Origin of the sequence: Acidovorax radicis, assembly GCF_020510705.1 — a bacterium.
Taxonomy (GTDB): Bacteria; Pseudomonadota; Gammaproteobacteria; order Burkholderiales; family Burkholderiaceae_C; genus Acidovorax; species Acidovorax radicis_A.
Window position 1 is genome coordinate 3,800,842 of the sequence record NZ_CP075184.1, and the last position, 16,130, is coordinate 3,816,971.

The 16,130-nt window shown below is 64.9% G+C and carries 15 protein-coding genes; 8 read left to right on the forward strand and 7 right to left on the reverse strand.

The window, feature by feature from the left end; all coding sequences use genetic code 11:
- Positions 1-3: 3 nt before the first annotated feature.
- Positions 4-1,572: a murein biosynthesis integral membrane protein MurJ gene (murJ, locus tag KI609_RS17425; protein ID WP_226444820.1), complete on the reverse strand. Its 1,569-nt coding sequence runs from the start codon at positions 1,570-1,572 to the stop codon at positions 4-6.
- Between the two features lie 245 nt (positions 1,573-1,817).
- On the opposite strand from murJ, the gene rpsT reads away from it, so the two are divergent.
- Positions 1,818-2,117, forward strand: a complete 300-nt coding sequence (rpsT, locus tag KI609_RS17430; RefSeq protein WP_218293677.1) for a 30S ribosomal protein S20 — start codon at positions 1,818-1,820, stop codon at positions 2,115-2,117.
- Positions 2,118-2,287: 170 nt separating this feature from the next.
- Here the strand turns inward: rpsT and KI609_RS17435 are convergent, their stop codons facing one another.
- Positions 2,288-2,614, reverse strand: a complete 327-nt coding sequence (locus KI609_RS17435; RefSeq protein WP_226444821.1) for a DUF3579 domain-containing protein — start codon at positions 2,612-2,614, stop codon at positions 2,288-2,290.
- A gap of 263 nt (positions 2,615-2,877) precedes the next feature.
- Here KI609_RS17435 and KI609_RS17440 point away from each other — a divergent pair, with 263 nt between their 5' ends.
- Both KI609_RS17440 and argF read left to right on the forward strand, forming a co-directional pair.
- A complete protein-coding gene (locus KI609_RS17440) occupies positions 2,878-4,074 on the forward strand; it encodes an aspartate aminotransferase family protein (RefSeq protein WP_226444822.1) in 1,197 nt (398 codons plus the stop codon).
- Between the two features lie 26 nt (positions 4,075-4,100).
- Positions 4,101-5,021: an ornithine carbamoyltransferase gene (gene argF, locus KI609_RS17445; protein WP_226444823.1), complete on the forward strand. Its 921-nt coding sequence runs from the start codon at positions 4,101-4,103 to the stop codon at positions 5,019-5,021.
- A gap of 107 nt (positions 5,022-5,128) precedes the next feature.
- On the opposite strand, the gene KI609_RS17450 is transcribed toward argF, so the two are convergent.
- Genes KI609_RS17450 through KI609_RS17460 form a run of 3 tightly spaced genes read right to left on the reverse strand, consistent with a single transcriptional unit; the run spans position 5,129 to position 7,658 of the window.
- The gene (locus KI609_RS17450; protein ID WP_226444824.1) at positions 5,129-5,398 is read right to left on the reverse strand and encodes a hypothetical protein; all 270 of its coding nucleotides are present in this window, start codon (positions 5,396-5,398) and stop codon (positions 5,129-5,131) included.
- Positions 5,395-7,326 carry a ferrous iron transporter B gene (gene feoB, locus KI609_RS17455; RefSeq protein ID WP_226444825.1) on the reverse strand — a complete coding sequence of 644 codons (1,932 nt, stop codon included), beginning with the start codon at positions 7,324-7,326 and terminating at the stop codon, positions 5,395-5,397. The genes KI609_RS17450 and feoB overlap by 4 nt, the downstream gene beginning before the upstream one ends.
- The gene (locus KI609_RS17460; protein ID WP_319003113.1) at positions 7,323-7,658 is read right to left on the reverse strand and encodes a FeoA family protein; all 336 of its coding nucleotides are present in this window, start codon (positions 7,656-7,658) and stop codon (positions 7,323-7,325) included. Before KI609_RS17460 ends, feoB begins: the two co-directional genes overlap by 4 nt.
- Positions 7,659-8,028: 370 nt before the next feature.
- Here KI609_RS17460 and KI609_RS17465 point away from each other — a divergent pair, with 370 nt between their 5' ends.
- The 4 genes from KI609_RS17465 (at position 8,029) to kynA (ending at position 11,566) form a co-directional block, all read left to right on the forward strand.
- Entirely contained in the window at positions 8,029-8,361 is a 333-nt protein-coding gene (locus KI609_RS17465) for a YkgJ family cysteine cluster protein (RefSeq protein WP_226444826.1), read from the forward strand.
- A gap of 123 nt (positions 8,362-8,484) precedes the next feature.
- The gene (kynB, locus tag KI609_RS17470) at positions 8,485-9,138 is read left to right on the forward strand and encodes an arylformamidase (protein ID WP_226444827.1); all 654 of its coding nucleotides are present in this window, start codon (positions 8,485-8,487) and stop codon (positions 9,136-9,138) included.
- A 205-nt stretch (positions 9,139-9,343) separates the two neighbouring features.
- Positions 9,344-10,654, forward strand: a complete 1,311-nt coding sequence (gene kynU, locus KI609_RS17475) for a kynureninase (protein WP_226444828.1) — start codon at positions 9,344-9,346, stop codon at positions 10,652-10,654.
- Between the two features lie 18 nt (positions 10,655-10,672).
- A complete protein-coding gene (gene kynA, locus KI609_RS17480) occupies positions 10,673-11,566 on the forward strand; it encodes a tryptophan 2,3-dioxygenase (RefSeq protein ID WP_226444829.1) in 894 nt (297 codons plus the stop codon).
- A gap of 222 nt (positions 11,567-11,788) precedes the next feature.
- Here kynA and KI609_RS17485 read toward each other — a convergent pair whose 3' ends face one another.
- Positions 11,789-12,787, reverse strand: a complete 999-nt coding sequence (locus KI609_RS17485; protein ID WP_226444830.1) for a DNAJC11 domain-containing protein — start codon at positions 12,785-12,787, stop codon at positions 11,789-11,791.
- A 706-nt stretch (positions 12,788-13,493) separates the two neighbouring features.
- On the opposite strand from KI609_RS17485, the gene KI609_RS17490 reads away from it, so the two are divergent.
- Positions 13,494-14,687 carry an MFS transporter gene (locus KI609_RS17490; RefSeq protein ID WP_226450514.1) on the forward strand — a complete coding sequence of 398 codons (1,194 nt, stop codon included), beginning with the start codon at positions 13,494-13,496 and terminating at the stop codon, positions 14,685-14,687.
- A gap of 142 nt (positions 14,688-14,829) precedes the next feature.
- Here KI609_RS17490 and KI609_RS17495 read toward each other — a convergent pair whose 3' ends face one another.
- Positions 14,830-16,053, reverse strand: coding sequence for an FAD-dependent monooxygenase (locus tag KI609_RS17495; RefSeq protein WP_226450516.1), 1,224 nt, complete (start codon positions 16,051-16,053; stop codon positions 14,830-14,832).
- Positions 16,054-16,130 lie beyond the last annotated feature (77 nt).

Genomic DNA, 16,130 nt, shown 5'->3' on the forward strand with positions numbered 1-16,130 from the left:
CCTTCAGCGCCGTACCAGCTGGCGCAGCTTGAGGCCCGACACCCACAGAGCCCCAAAATACACGGCCGCAGCCGCGCCAATCAGCACCGCCATCAGCCCCACGCGCTGCAGCCTGTGGCCTTCTTTCATGGCCACCCAGTCGAAATGCTGCGATCCCCACAGCAGCAGCACCGCCATCAACGCGCTGGCAGCGATCACCTGCAGCGCAAACTTGCCCCAGCCCGGCAAGGGCCGGTAGCTGCCGCGCCGCAGCAGACCGATCAACAACCAGGCGGCATTGATGAGCGCGCCGATGCCAATGGTCAATGTCAGGGCCGCATGCTGCAGATAGGGCACCAGGACCAGGTTCATCAACTGGGTCAGCACCAGCACCGCCACCGCAATGAGCATGGGGGTGCGCATGTCGTGTTTGGCATAGAAGCCAGGCGCCAGCACCTTGATGGCCACAATGCCCACCAGGCCCACGCCATAGCCCGTGAGTGCCAGTGTGGTCTGCTGCACGTCGCGGTCGCCAAACGCGCCATAGTGGTATAGCACCGCCACCAGCGGCCGCGAGAAAACCAGCAGGGCTACCATGCACGGCACGGACAGCAGCACCACCAGGCGCAGCCCCCAGTCGAGCATGGCCGAGTACCGGTCATCGTCCTGCTTGGCGCGGGCGCTGGCCAGCTGCGGCATCAGCACGACCCCCAGCGCCACGCCCAGCAGCGCGGTGGGCAGCTCCATCAGACGGTCTGCGTAGGTGATCCAGCTCACGCTGCCGGTGGCCAGATGCGAGGCAATCTGGGTGTTGATCAGCAGCGAGACCTGCGCCACGCTCACCCCCAGCAGGGCTGGCAGCATCAGCCGCGCGACCTTGCGCGTGGTGGGATCGGCCCAGGCCGCACGGATGGCCGCCCAACGCACGCCGATGCGCGGCAACAGTCCCAGACGCACCAGCGCAGGCACCTGGATGGCCAGTTGCAGCGCGCCACCCAGCATGACCCCAGCCGCCTGGGCGTAGATAGGCTCAATGCCATGGCGGGAAAACCAGGGTGCGCCCACCATGATGGACAGGATCAGCGCCATGTTGAGCAACACTGGCGACGCCGCAGGCACGGCAAACTTCTTCCAGGTGTTGAGAATGCCCCCTGCCAGCGCCACCAGCGACATGAAGCCGATGTAGGGAAACATCCAGCGTGTCATGGTGACAGCGGCGTCAAAACCCTGGGGCGATTGCTGGAGCCCGCTGGCCATGGCCCACACCATCCACGGCGCACCCAGCACGCCAGCGATGCACAAGAGCACGAGTGTCCAGGCCAGCAAGGTACCGACATGGTCGATCAGCGTCCGGGCGCCGTCGTCGCCCTCCTGGGCGCGGGTGGCAGCGAGCACCGGCACAAATGCCTGGCTGAATGCCCCTTCGCCCAGCACCCTGCGGAACAGATTGGGAATGCGGAACGCCACATTGAAGGCGTCCGTCATGGCGCTGACCCCGAAGACCGAGGCCATGAGCAACTCGCGCACCAACCCGGTGATGCGGGAGACGAGGGTCAGGAGGGAGACGGTAGAGGCGGCTTTGAAAAGTGACACCGCAAGGAGTGTATTCCCCCTGAGCCGGGCCGCGCCTCAGGGCCGTCCAAGCCCGCGCGGGCAGGCTCGGAGCCCCCACTCCTCAGCCCCAGAGGAGGAACGCAGCCGCTGGTCTGGCAACGCCAGTGCCACTGCGTGCACTGGCGACAGCGCCGCGCAGAACCACCGCCACAGCCGCTGAAAGCCGGGCTAGGCTATAATCGCGGGCTTTGCTGGCATCATCCTCAGACTCAAGGAACTAAAACATGGCATCCGCTAAACCCAAGAAGAAGAACCCGCGCCTGGCGTCGGGCCGCAAGCGCGTCCGTCAGGACGTCAAGATCAACGCTGCGAACACCTCGCTGCGCTCCAAATACCGTACCGCTGTCAAGAACGTCGAAAAGGCTGTTCTGGCTGGCGACAAGACCAAGGCGACCGAACTGTTCGCCAAGATGCAAGCCGTGGTGGACACCGTGGCCGACAAGGGCATCTTCCACAAGAACAAGGCTGCTCGCGATAAGAGCCGTCTGTCTGCCAAGGTGAAAGCCCTGGCACTGGCCGCCTGACCCACTTCAGGCAAACAGCCCGAACGGCACCAGCCGTTCGCCGTTTGTAACGGGTGCGCTGTCAGCAACGAAAAAACCGCCTTCGGGCGGTTTTTTCGTTGCTGAAAAGAAAATAGATCAACCGACCAACCGATCAAAACAGCAGCCCCCTCATGTGCCAGGGAGGCCGGTCAAGTCAGCTTGGAAGGGACGGCGTCAGGCAGCAGGCAAGCCTCAGCCACCTGCAGGTTGTTATCGCGGGCAAAGTTGATGACGAAGTCCCACGCCATGGGTTCGTAGTCGCGCAGATCGCGGTGCACCACCACACACTTCACGCCATTGAGCGTGGTGGGAATACACCACGGCGAATAGCTCAGGTGGCTACCCGGGCGGGCGCCACCGGGGCGGAAACTGCTCATCACCCCTGCCAGCCGCTCGGCCCAATCGCTGGGGCGAAAGGTTTTCCCGTCATGGGTGATGCCCTGAATGAAGACTTCTTTGGAGGTGGGGGAAACCATCGGGGATTGGAGTGGTAAAAGGCGCGCCAGACGCAGGATCACTGCATGCTGCACTGCAGCGTGACATTCTAACTCTTATATAAGAGCTGCCCCACATCCCTGCGCCAGCGCTGACATGGAACCCGAAAGCGCGGCCACGCGCTGCATTGCAGTGATGCGCAATCGTCAACAGACGATCATCAACCACCCCCTAGAATCGTGTCTCGCTTTTCGGGCTCATGGCCACAGGCCAGGTCCTCACCGTATCGTCTGGAGATTTCTGCATGACCGCTTTCATTGAGGCCGCTTCGCCCCACGTGATGAACACCTATGGCCGCGTGCCCATTGCACTGGCCCGCGGTCAAGGCTGCCGAGTCTGGGACGTCAATGGCAAGGAATACCTGGACGGCCTGGGCGGCATCGCGGTCAACACGTTGGGCCACAACCATGCCAAGCTCGTGCCCGCCTTGCAGGAGCAGATCACCAAGCTGATCCACACCTCCAACTACTACCATTCGCCGCTGCAGGAGCAACTGGCGACCAAACTGGTGGAGCTGTCGGGCATGACCAACGTGTTCTTCTGCAACTCGGGCCTGGAGGCCAACGAGGCTGCCCTGAAGATCGCACGCAAGTTCGGCGTGGACAAGGGCATCGCCAAGCCCGAGATCGTGGTCTATGAGAAGGCCTTCCACGGCCGCTCGATTGCCACCATGTCGGCCACCGGCAACCCCAAGATCAACAGCGGCTTCGGCCCGCTGGTGGAGGGCTTCATCCGCGTGCCACTGAACGACATCGAAGCCATCAAGAAGGCCACCGAAGGCAATCCCAACGTGGTGGCCGTGTTCTTCGAGACCATCCAGGGCGAAGGCGGCATCAACTCCATGCGCGTGGAATACCTGCAGCAGCTGCGCAAGCTGTGCGACGAACGCGGCTGGCTCATGATGATCGACGAGGTGCAGTGCGGCATGGGCCGCACCGGCAAGTGGTTTGCCCACCAGTGGGCGGGCATCGTGCCCGACGTGATGCCCCTGGCCAAGGGCCTGGGCTCTGGTGTGCCGATCGGCGCCGTGGTGGCAGGCCCCAAGGCCGCCAACGTGCTGCAGCCCGGCAACCATGGCACCACCTTTGGCGGCAACCCGCTGGCCATGCGCGCCGGGGTTGAAACCATTCGCATCATGGAAGAAGACGGCCTGCTGCAAAATGCCGCCACCGTGGGTGGCCATCTCAAGGCCGCCCTGCAACGCGAACTGGGCACACTGCCTGGCGTCAAAGACATCCGGGGCCAGGGCCTGATGCTGGGCATTGAGCTGAACAAGCCCTGCGGCGCACTCGTGGGCCGCGCGGCTGAAGCGGGCCTGCTGCTCTCAGTGACAGCCGACTCCGTGATTCGCCTGGTGCCCTCGCTGATCCTTACCACTGCCGAAGCCGACGAAATCGTCGCCAAACTGACCCCGCTGGTCAAAGCCATTCTGGCTGAGTAGTTAGCCAGCCGCGAGACATTGCATTCATGAAACATTACCTGCAGTTCAACGACCTCACCGCCGACGAATACACCTACCTGTTCGAGCGCGCCGCGCTCATCAAGAAGAAGTTCAAGGCCTACGAAAAGCACCACCCGCTGGTGGACCGCACGCTGGCCATGATCTTCGAGAAGGCCAGCACGCGCACGCGCGTGAGTTTCGAGGCGGGCATGTACCAGCTCGGCGGCAGCGTGGTGCACCTGACCACGGGCGACAGCCAGCTGGGCCGCGCCGAGCCGATCGAAGACAGTGCCAAGGTCATCAGCCGCATGGTGGACCTGGTGATGATCCGCACCTACGAACAGACCAAGATCGAGGACTTTGCCGCCAACTCGCGCGTGCCCGTCATCAACGGTCTGACCAACGAATACCACCCCTGCCAGATCCTCGCCGACATCTTCACCTTCATCGAGCACCGAGGCTCCATCCAGGGCAAGACGGTGGCGTGGGTGGGCGATGGCAACAACATGGCCAACACCTGGCTGCAGGCCGCATCGCTGCTGGGCTTCAAGGTGCATGTGAGCACCCCCAGTGGCTACGAAGTTGATGAGAAATTGGCCGCAGGCGCTGGTGGAATAAGCGCTGATAGCTATCAATTTTTTAGCAACCCACTCGCAGCCTGCCAGGGTGCCGACCTGGTCACCACCGACGTGTGGACCAGCATGGGCTACGAAGCCGAGAACGAAGAACGCAAAAAAGCGTTTGCCGACTGGTGCGTGGACACCGAAATGATGGCCGCCGCCAAGCCCGACGCCCTGTTCATGCACTGCCTGCCCGCCCACCGCGGTGAAGAGGTGGAGGCCGACGTGATCGACGGGCCGCAGTCGGTTGTCTGGGATGAGGCAGAAAACAGGATGCATGTGCAAAAGGCACTGATGGAGTACCTTTTGCTGGGCCGGGTGAACTGAAGAACCATTCACCCATCGCGCCTCGGCGCCACAGCCCGCCCTTGCTGGACTGGTGGCCCTGGCGCCGCGCGGGGGGCGCGCGAGAAATCGCCGCCCAAGGCCCCCCTTCAAGTGCGCGAGCGCCCCCGCTTGGGCATCATCATGGTCTGGGTGCCATCCGATGTTCCGGCGGCTCTGTGTGGCACGGGTGCGGCTGCCGTCTTGCCACCCGCCGAGCCACACCCGTCGCAACTGCTGCAGCCCCCACAACCGGCGGCCTTTTCCATGGCGGGATGCACCCGCCCCAGCCGTCGGCGCAAGCCCGCGGGCAACCAGCGCCACAGCACATACACGGCCGCCATGGCCACGATGACACCCACGGCCCATTCTTGTGTCATGCCCCACCTCCCATGGCCACGGCAACGCGGTAGGTGATGTAACTGGCCCCATACGACAGCGCAAACAAGTACACCACCATCAACACCGGGTAGCGCCAGCCATTGGTTTCGCGGCGCACCGCAGCGATGGTGGAGATGCACTGCGGCGCAAAGATGTACCACACCATCAACGACAAGGCGGTGGCCAAAGACCATGACCCCGCGATCAGAGCGCCCAGCTGATTGGCCACTTCGTCGCCAGTGGCAGACAGCGAATACACCGTGCCCAGCGCGCTCACTGCCACCTCGCGCGCAGCCATGCCAGGCACCAGGGCGATCGCGATCTGCCAGTTAAAGCCGATGGGCGCCACAATCACTTCCAGCCAGCGGCCCAGCTGACCGGCGTAGCTGTAGGTGATGGCGGCCTGGTCGGCCCCGGCTGGCGCCCCTGGGTAGGTGGACAAAAACCACAGCAACACGGTCACGGCCAGGATGATGCCGCCCACCCGCTTGATGAAAATCATCGCGCGCTCAGACAGCCCGAACGCCAGGCCACGCACGCTAGGCCAGCGGTAGGCCGGCAGCTCCATCAACAGAGGCGTCGCCCGCCGGTCACGGCGGGCCAGCTTGGCGACCGCAGCCACCGCCATCGCACTCACGATACCCGCCACATACAGGCCGAACAGCACCACGCCCTGCAGGTTGAAAACCCCAGCCACCGTGCGCTCGGGGATGAAGGCTGCAATCAACAGCGCATACACCGGCAGGCGCGCCGAACAGGTCATGAGCGGCGCGATCATGATGGTCACCAGCCGGTCGCGCCAGTCGGTGATCGACCGCGTGGCCATCACCCCTGGCACGGCGCAGGCAAAACTGGACAGCAACGGAATAAAAGACCGCCCCGACAAGCCCACCGTGCCCATCACCCGGTCGAGCAAAAACGCGGCACGGGGCAAATAGCCCGAATCTTCCAGCGCCAGGATGAACAGGAACAGGAACAGAATCTGCGGCAAAAAAACCAGCACCCCCCCGGCCCCGGCGATCACACCGTCGATCAGCAGGCTGCGCAAGGGGCCGTCGGCCATATGCTCATTGATAAGGCCCGCCAGCATGGCCATGCCCGATTCGATCCAGGACTTGGGCAACTCGGCCCAGCTGAACACAGCCTGGAACATCAGGAACAGCGTGGCCCCAAGAATCAGCATGCCCCAAACGGGGTGCAGCACCAGGGCATCAATGCGGTCGTCGGCCCGCAAACTCACCGCAGGCACGCGCACCGCCAGATCCATGATGCGGCGCACCGCTTGGTGGGTGCGAATCACATCGGCCTGCGCCTGAAGCTCCTGAGCGTCCAGCGCGGCATCGGCACCGGGTAACACCTGCGGCCGCTGTAGCTTGTCGGGGGACACGGTGTCGAGCCATTGCACCAGCTCCTGGGCCCCGTCGCCGCGCACGCCCACCGTGGCCAGCACCGGCATGCCAAGTTCGCGCGCCAGCGCCTCGCGATCGATCTCTATTCCCTGGCGCCGGGCCACGTCCATCATGTTGAGCACCAGCACCATGGGCAAACCCAAAGCGCGGGCCTCCAGCACGAGGCGCAGGTTCAGGCGCAGGTGGGTGGCGTCGGTCACACACACCAACAGATCCGGCAGCGGCTCACCGGCACGGCGGCCGCGCACGATGTCGCGCGTGATGACCTCGTCCAGGCTGTGTGCATGCAGGCTGTAGGCACCCGGCAAATCCAGCACGCGCACGCGGCGGCCAGTGGCGGTTTGCAGCAGGCCTTCCTTGCGCTCCACCGTCACGCCCGCATAGTTGGCCACCTTCTGGCGCGCGCCGGTCAGCAGGTTGAACAACGCTGTCTTGCCGCAGTTGGGGTTGCCCAGCAGCGCAATACGCAGCGGGGCGTCGGCCTGGGGCGTTGTGATCGTCGACGCGGCGGCACTCACTGCACACCCCCTGCTGCGGGCACCGGCAACTCGCGTTGCACCTGCACCATGGAGGCTTCTTGGTGGCGCAGCGCAAACGTGGCCTGCCCCACGCGCACCGCAATAGGATCCCCCCCAAAGCCGCCGCGCGCCACGACACGCACGGTTTCGCCGGGCATGAAGCCGATTTCCAACAGCCGCAACAGCACGCCGTGCTCCTGCGGATCACGGGCAGGCAACAAGCCTGACACCACGGCCTGGACCTTCAGTGGCAACTCATCCAGGCCAATGGAGGGAGGATGCCCCTCGCGGGAATGCAGTCTTGCCGCAGCACCGTCGTCCATGGTTTTCATGCCATTTCATCCATTACAAATAATAGTGATTCGCATTTTACTCCTGCCGCAGCGCGATTGCGTGGCTTACCGAGGGCACGAAAACATTCCCTGACCACGGTCAAGAAAACGGAGCAGAGGACACAACAAGCAAGGCGGGAGGCGGAAGGCTGGCGACGGAGGTGGACCCAGCGGCGCCACGCAGGCCTTCATTGAAAAGACAGTGACCAAGGGGAACCCACATGGAATCCACAGACCGTCACCTTCGCAAGACCCAAGCCCGCGGCGCCAGCGATGCATTGCTTTAGCATTCCGCAGGCTCGCGCAGAACAAACATCGCCCCACCCCGCCAGACCCACTTTTGGCAAACCCACCATCCCATTTCATCGCCATGCCCGATTCCGCCCACCCCTGCCTCAGTTGCGGCGCCTGCTGCGCCAGTTTTCGCGTGGACTTTGCCGTGGAGGAAACCCAGGCCATGGGCGGCACCGTGCCTGATGGGCTGGCCGTGGAAGTCACCGCCACCACCTGCCGCATGCGCGGCACCGACCACGTGCCCGCACGCTGCGCCGCGTTGACGGGCAAGGTGGGGGGCCAAGTGGGCTGTGGCATCTACGAATGGCGCCCTTCGCCCTGCCGTGAATTCGAAGCGGGCGACCCAGCTTGCCAACGGGCGCGCATGCGGCACGGGCTGCCACCACTGGCTGCGGAGTGGGCGCTTTGACCTGAGCGCAGGGGGCGACACCGGTATCGCGGCCTCTCGGTATCGTTGAAGCCTCCACAAAACCACCCTGGTGTTGGAAATAACCGACACCACGGCTTTTTCGGGACATGCAAACTTTGTCCCATGTCAACGCCTTCCACCTCCACCGCCCGTCGGCTCTGGGACATCTCGCCGCCCGTGCACGCGGGCAGCCCCGTATTTCCGGGCGATACGGCCTACAGCCAGCAGTGGTGCGCCACTATCGGCCCAGGCTGCCCGGTCAACGTGAGCGCCATCACGCTGTCGCCCCACGTGGGCGCCCATGCCGATGCACCGCTGCATTACGACGCAAGCGGCGCCACCATTGGTGACCTGTCGCTCGACGCCTTCCTTGGGCCCTGCCGCGTGATCCACGCCATCGGCTGCGGCCCGCTCGTCACCTGGGACCACATCGCCCATGCGGTGGACAGCGCCCTGCCCCCGCGCGTGCTGGTGCGCACCTACGCCCAGGCCCCTGCGCGATGGGACGGCCAGCTCACCGCCTACGCCCCCGACACCATCGAGCGCCTGGCGGACAGGGGCGTGTTGCTGGTGGGCATCGACACCGCCAGCATCGACCCGGCCGACAGCAAGACGCTCGACAGCCACCAGGTCATCCGCCGCCGAGGCCTGCGTGTGCTGGAGAACCTGGTGCTCGACGAAGTGCCTGAAGGCGACTACGAGCTGATCGCCCTGCCGCTGAAGCTGACCACCGCCGACGCATCGCCCGTGCGCGCCGTGCTGCGCGAGTTGATGTGACCCCCCTGTGCCGCTTCGCGTCACCCCCCCAAAGGGGACGCCACCCGAGACCCGGCAAAGCCGGTTCCACGGTGGCACTGGTATCAGCAGCATCGCTGTATTGCAGGGATGCCGCCCGATAAAAATTTCAAACCTTTTTGGCCTCTAGCGCTTATCCCATAAGCGCTACCAGCTATCAAAACAGAAGTAACTGACCTTGACCGCCATGACCACTACCCTCCAAGACTGCCGCGCCCTGGATGCGCAAGACCCGCTCGCGCCGCTGCGCGGCCACTTCAGCCTGCCCGCAGGCGTGATCTACCTCGACGGCAATTCGCTGGGCGTGTTGCCCAAGGCCGCCGCCGCACGCGTGGCCGATGTGGTGGCGCGCGAATGGGGCACGGACCTCATCCAATCGTGGAACACCAACCGCTGGTTTGACCTGCCCCAGCGCCTGGGCAACCAGCTCGCCCCGCTGATCGGCGCGGGCAAGGACGAAGTGGTGTGCACCGACAGCACCTCCATCAACCTCTACAAAGTGCTCAGCGCCGCGCTGAACATCGCCCGCGAAGACGGCCCCACGCGCAAGCGCATCGTGAGCGAGCGCAGCAACTTCCCCACCGACCTCTACATCGCCGAGGGCCTGTGCAAGGAGCGTGGTTTGGAGCTGGTGCTGGTGGAGCCCGAAGAGATCACCGCCGCGCTGACCAGCGACGTGGCCGTGTTGATGCTCACGCATGTGAACTACCGCACCGGCGCCATGCACGACATGGCCGCCATCACCGCTGCCGCACACGCCCAGGGCATTTTGTGCGTGTGGGACCTGGCGCACAGCGCGGGCGCGGTGCCGGTCGACCTGAACGGCGCAGGCGCGGATTTCTCGATTGGCTGCGGCTACAAATATTTGAACGGCGGCCCTGGCGCACCGGCCTTTGTGTGGGTGAATCCACGCCACGCCAATCGCTTCTGGCAACCGCTGTCGGGCTGGTGGGGCCATGCCGCGCCCTTCCAGTTCACCCCCGACTACCAACCCGCCCTAGGCATCACGCGTTACCTGTGTGGCACGCAGCCCATCATCAGCCTGTCGGCCCTGCAGTGCGGGCTGGATGTATTCACGGCCGCCGAAAGCCTGGGCGGCATGGCCGCGCTGCGCACCAAGTCGCTGGCGCTCACCGACCTGTTCATCCAGCTGGTGGAAGAGCGCTGCACAGGCCACGGCCTGGGCCTGGCCACGCCGCGCGACCATGCCCAGCGCGGCTCGCAGGTGTGCCTGACGCGCGACGAAGGCGCAGGCGTGGGCGGCCAGGGCAGCGGTGCCTATGCCATCGTGCAGGCGCTGATTGCACGCGGCGTGATTGGCGACTTCCGCAAGGGGGATGGCGGCAAAGGCCCGCACAAGGACATCCTGCGCTTTGGCTTCACCCCGCTGTACATCGGCTTTGAAGACGTGTGGAACGCGGTGGAGCACCTGCGCCAGGTGCTGGAAAGCGGCGATTGGCAGCAGCCTCAGTTCAACCAGACCCACGCAGTCACCTGATCGGCAAGGAGATTGACCATGTGCCCCTACTCGCAAACCCCATCGCAAGCCCCTGACAGCAAAGCGCCAGCCGCCGCCCTGCCCGAATCCATCGTGCACGAAGAACGTGCCCAGCTCGACTTCAGCCAGAGCATGAGCTATGGCGACTATTTGCAACTGGACGCCATCCTCAGTGCCCAAAAGCCGCTGTCGCCTGCGCACGATGAGATGCTGTTCATCGTGCAGCACCAAACCAGCGAGCTGTGGATGAAGCTCATGCTGCACGAGCTGCGCGCCGCCATGGGCCACATTGCCGGCGACGAACTGCAGATGGCCTTCAAGATGCTGGCGCGTGTCTCCAAGATCATGGAACAACTGGTGCACGCCTGGGATGTGCTGGCCACCATGACGCCACCCGAGTACACCGCCATGCGCCCTTACCTGGGCCAGTCCAGCGGCTTTCAAAGCTATCAATACCGCAGCATTGAATTCGCCCTAGGCAATAAAAACCGGGCCATGCTCCAGCCCCATGCGCACCGCCCCGACCTGCTGGGGCAAGTGCAGGCCGCTTACGAAGCGCCCTCGCTGTATGACGAGGCCCTGCGCCTGCTGGCGCGGCGGGGCCTTCCCGTGCCCGCCAGCCACCTGGAACGCGACTGGACCCAGCCCTATGCAGAAAGCGACGCGGTGGAACAGGCGTGGCTCGTGGTGTATCGCAATCCGCAGCAGTATTGGGACCTGTACCAGCTTGGCGAAGAACTCACCGATCTGGAAGACGCCTTTCGCCTTTGGCGCTTTCGCCATGTGACCACCGTCGAACGCATCATCGGATTCAAGCGCGGCACGGGTGGCACCGGCGGGGTGAGCTATTTGCGCAAGATGCTGGACGTGGTGCTGTTCCCCGAGATCTGGAAGCTACGCACGGACCTATGAGTAGCGAACCTTGAGCCGGCCTGGTCTCGCCCTGGTCTCACTCGTGTCCCTCAGACTCCGATCTAGCCGCTGCAAAAAAGGCCTGTCCGCGTGAGCGGACAGGCCTTTTTATAAACAACCACAGCGCTTGATGGCCGCACTCTCCAGGTCCTGGTACAGGCCCAGGCCCCGGTAGCAGATCCTCTGAGGACATGCTGCTTGAGGCGCTGAAGCCTTCAGCCTTCACGGCAGGATCAAATTGTCGCCCTCACGCACATTGGCCCGCTGCTCGCGACCGCCCACAGAATAGGTCACCCACAGCATCTTGGTGACCCGGGGCGCGGGGTCACACCCGCCACACAACTCATTGGTGACCCGCACCGCCAAGCTGTTGTCCTGGATGATGGAACGCAGGCGCCCGGTCACATCGACCATGCGGCCATCAGCCCCATAAGACCCGTTCAAAATAACCAGCTGGTAGCGTTGCTGCTCACGGTAATCGCCCTGCGGGTTCCCCCCCTGGTTACCGGCACCATTCCAGCCGCCGTTCCAGCCATCACGCCCCCAGTTGCCACCACCCCAGCCGCTGAAGCGGGCACCATCGATGGTCTTGCCTTCGGCGTATTCGAGCATCTGGGTCTGGCCATCGCGGGTGCGCACATAAATACGCAGGGTCTTCGTCTTGCGGGGATGGGGGTCCACGCCAAAGGTGTCGTTGGTCAGGGGAATGGCGCGGTCATTGCGTGCCAATTCGCGCAGGCGCTGGGTCACGTCTACATGGCGCTCCGGGGTGCCGTAGATGGCTTGCAGGATCCGCAGCTCGCCGTCATCGCGGCCGTTGTTGTTTCCGCCTTCATTGCCTTGCCAGCCACCGTTATGCCCACCCTGGCCCCAGTTGCCACCACGCCAGCCGACGAACTGGGCCCCGTCTACCGTAGAGTCCTCGCGGTACTCAAACGTGCGCGTCGCGCCGTCGGGGCCACGGGCGTAGATGCGCAGTGCCTTGGTACGGCCACGGTCGGGGTCGGTGCCAAACACCTCGTTGCTCACCCGGAAGGCCTGGTCGCTGCGGGCCAGTTGCTTGAGCCGGTCCGTCACATCCACACTGCGCTCCGCCGTGCCGTAGCTTGCACTCAAGATTTGATAGGCGCCCTCATCCCGCTGGGCAGCGGCAGGGGCGATCAGTCCGAAAAATAACAGCAGGACAGCCCAAAGGCCGTGAAGGGGGTTGCGAAACAACATAGAAATCTCCTTGAATATCGGACTCATCGCGGGTGCGATGCTGAACTGGAATGGAACAGGAACGGGGCGCTTGCCTTTAACGGTCGCCAGCACTGCGGGTTGACGCCGCAAGCGACTGCCCACGCCCCGTGTGCCGAGCAGGCCCTCCCAAAGTCCTGCTCCCCTACAGATGCTGCGCGCCCTGCGCGCGTGTCAGCAACGCCCCTTTACCAGCGGTGTTGACACCTTTCCACGCCGGCAAAGGCAAGTCAATAGGCCGATGCCTTCGGCGAACGCCAGGCAACAGCGCGCTTGCATTGAAGCCACCGCTGGGCTAGCCCTCGGCCAGGTTGGTCGCGTGTGCCGTAAAACGGCCCAACACACCGTGTCCGAGGGCAGGCAGTCTGCTCATCCAGGGGCTGATCCACATGCGCCCGGAGGCGCTGCGGGCCGGTGCTCGGTCCCAGTACCCGGCACCGCACACCCCACCCGACGGTGAAAGGTCAACGTTCGCACGACGCCAAGGGCCGTGAATTCGGCACGCCTATCGCCTATCACTTTTCGCGCGCCCCCCGGCGACAGCGAACCATCCGCAGGGCTGGTAGCCTCTGCGGGGTACAAAGCCGCAGCGGCTTTTTCTTCTGCCCCCCTTCCTGGAGCCCCCACCGTGCAGGTGCACCTTTCCCCCACGCCAGCCCCGCTGCTTTCTTCGCGCGCTGCCTGGGCCATGCTGCTGGCGCTGGTGTCGGGGTTTGCGCTGAGCCAGGCGTTTCGCACCATCACGGCCATCATGGCCACCGGATTGCGGGCCGAGTTCGGCTTGTCGGCCCAGGCGCTGGGGGTGTTTGCAGGTGCGTTTGCCTTCGCCTTTGGCACCATGCAGCTGTTCATGGGCATCGGCATCGACCTCTATGGCGTGCGCCGCACGCTGCTGGTGGCTTTTCCGCTGTGCATCGCGGGTTCCGTGCTCTCGGCCATGGCACCGGGCTATGGCACGGTGCTGGTCGGGCAGGTGCTGATTGGTGTGGGCTGCGCCCCTGCTTTTCTGGTGTGCACGGTCTTCATCGCGCGCTACTTTCCTGCGTCACGGTTTGCCATGGTGTCGGGGGTCGCCATGGGCGTGGGCGGGCTGGGCATGCTGTTCACGGGCACGCCGCTGGCCTGGCTGGACCAGCAGTCATCATGGCGCATGGGTTTTGCCGTGTTGGCAGGGCTGGCCATGCTGGCGTGGTTGCTGATTTTCTGGAAGGTGCACGAACCCGCTCTCCCCGCGCACCCCGCCCACAGCGCCCCGCACCGCGAGTCTGTGGCGGGCGCGGTGCGCAGTTTTGGCGCGCTGTTTTTGGTGCCCCATACAGCCGGCATCCTGCTGCTGGCGCTCACCACCTACGCGTCGTTTCTCACACTGCGGGGGCTGTGGCTGGGCCCCCTGTTGATCGAGCGCCACGGCTATTCACTGGTGGCCAGCGGCAACGTGGCGATGCTGTCGTCTCTGGTGTCGCTGTTCACGCCCGCCTATTTTGGCCGCATGGACCCAGGCCCCGCACGGCGCAGACGATGGCTGGTGGCGTTCACGGTGTTGATGGCCGCCGTTTTCGCCACCCTCGGCCTGGCTCGGTCAGAGTGGCTGGACGTGGGCGGCTCCATCGCCGTGGGCCTGCTGGCGGGCTACATGGTGCTGCAGTATTCCGACGTGCGCTCGGCCTACCCCGCCGCGATGACGGGGCGCGCCATGGCGGTGTTCACCATGGCCATGTTTTTGGGCGTGGCGTTGATGCAGTGGGTGACCGGGCTGGCTGCATCGCTGGCATCCGAGCGCGGGGCCGACCCCTATGTGGCCGTGATGCTGACCATTGCCGCCATGCTGGCGGCCAGCGCACTGGCCTTCAGGCTGCTGCCCGCTCCCGTCCGCGCCGATTGATCCGCGAAGACTGGGTGCTGGCGCCGCCCTGGCGCCACATTGGTCCCCATCAGCCCCGCACGCCATTTCTGCTAAAAATTAGAAGAAAACAGGCTGTAGCGCTTATGAATAAAGCGCAAGCAGCTACACATTCAATAGCAAACTACAGCGAACTCGCCCCCGCGCCATCGCCCCGGTACAACCACGGCACGTCCAGCAGGCGGGCGCCCAGCAGGCGCAGCGACAGATCGCGGCCCCAGCGCACGGGGCCCGTGGCGTGGAAGATGCGCCCGTTGCGGGTGGAGCGGGCCTGCACCCGCGCGTTGCGCTGCCAGCGGTTGAGTGCATAACGCGTAAGGCGCAGCGGCATATCCAGGTCGTGCATGGCCAGCGCGCGCTGCAGCTCGGCCGCGTCTTCAATGGCCATGCCGGCCCCTTGCGCAAGGTAAGGGCGCATAGGGTGGGCCGCATCGCCGAGCAGCGCCACCACGCCACGTGCCATCTCGCTGGCGCCGCGCACCGGTGGCCGGTCGCACAAGGGCCACAGGCGCCAGCCCGGGTTGCCCACGGGGCCGCCATGGTCGGTCACGCTGCGCACCAGGTCTTGCAATGCGGTACAGGTGCCTTGCAGGGCATGTTCGAGGTCCGCCGCATTGGCACTGTGGTCCCAGCTCTCCAGGTTTTGGGGTGCCGGGCCTTGCACGATGACTACCAGGTTTTGCAGTTCGCCCCGGCGCACAGGGTATTGCACCGCATGCAGCCGGGGGCCCAACCACGCAGTGACCTGGGCCGTGCGCAGCGCCTCGGGCAGCGCGTGCTGGGGCACCATGGCGCGGTAGGCCAGGTGGCCCGTCACCCGGGGCGCCGTGGAGCCGAGCAGTTGTGCGCGCGTGCGGCTCCAGAGGCCGTCGGCGCCGATGAGCGCATCCCCCTCCACCTCTTTGCCCCGGCTGGTGCGCACCGTGACGACGTCGTCGGCATCGACGAAACGCTCGATCGCCTGGTCAAGATGCAGTTGTGTCTGGGTGCCGTCCGTCACCGCGGCCAGCAACAGGCCATGCAGATCAGCGCGGTGGATGGTGGCATAGGCGGCGCCATACCGATCGACCGCCGTGGTCCCCAGCGGCATGGCGCCCAGCTCTTTGCCGCTGACGGCATTGCGCACCTGCAAGCGCGTGGGAAACGCCGCCACGGATTGCAGCGCCTGCTGCAACCCCCAGGCCTGCAGCCGCCGCACCACGTTGGGCCCGATCTGCACGCCCGCACCCACTTCGCTGAAAGCGGTGGCCCGTTCGTACAACCGCACATCCAATCCCGCACGCGACGCACCCAGGGCCGCCGCCAGGCCGCCAATGCCACCGCCAGCGATCAGCACCTGTTTCTTCATCACCGGGTCGTCTCCAGATGAAGCGCGCCCCCTTTGGGAGGCTGCGACCACACGGAACTCAAGGCGTGGGAGGAGTT

Bases quoted from the DNA above. Each gene is read 5' to 3' on its own strand.
- rpsT (WP_218293677.1), top strand. From the start codon at position 1,818: ATGGCATCCGCTAAACCCAAGAAGAAGAACCCGCGCCTGGCGTCGGGC.
- KI609_RS17435 (WP_226444821.1), bottom strand. From the start codon at position 2,614: ATGGTTTCCCCCACCTCCAAAGAAGTCTTCATTCAGGGCATCACCCAT.
- KI609_RS17440 (WP_226444822.1), top strand. From the start codon at position 2,878: ATGACCGCTTTCATTGAGGCCGCTTCGCCCCACGTGATGAACACCTAT.
- argF (WP_226444823.1), top strand. From the start codon at position 4,101: ATGAAACATTACCTGCAGTTCAACGACCTCACCGCCGACGAATACACC.
- KI609_RS17450 (WP_226444824.1), bottom strand. From the start codon at position 5,398: ATGACACAAGAATGGGCCGTGGGTGTCATCGTGGCCATGGCGGCCGTG.
- KI609_RS17460 (WP_319003113.1), bottom strand. From the start codon at position 7,658: ATGAAAACCATGGACGACGGTGCTGCGGCAAGACTGCATTCCCGCGAG.
- KI609_RS17465 (WP_226444826.1), top strand. From the start codon at position 8,029: ATGCCCGATTCCGCCCACCCCTGCCTCAGTTGCGGCGCCTGCTGCGCC.
- kynB (WP_226444827.1), top strand. From the start codon at position 8,485: ATGTCAACGCCTTCCACCTCCACCGCCCGTCGGCTCTGGGACATCTCG.
- kynU (WP_226444828.1), top strand. From the start codon at position 9,344: ATGACCACTACCCTCCAAGACTGCCGCGCCCTGGATGCGCAAGACCCG.
- kynA (WP_226444829.1), top strand. From the start codon at position 10,673: ATGTGCCCCTACTCGCAAACCCCATCGCAAGCCCCTGACAGCAAAGCG.
- KI609_RS17485 (WP_226444830.1), bottom strand. From the start codon at position 12,787: ATGTTGTTTCGCAACCCCCTTCACGGCCTTTGGGCTGTCCTGCTGTTA.
- KI609_RS17490 (WP_226450514.1), top strand. From the start codon at position 13,494: ATGCTGCTGGCGCTGGTGTCGGGGTTTGCGCTGAGCCAGGCGTTTCGC.
- KI609_RS17495 (WP_226450516.1), bottom strand. From the start codon at position 16,053: ATGAAGAAACAGGTGCTGATCGCTGGCGGTGGCATTGGCGGCCTGGCG.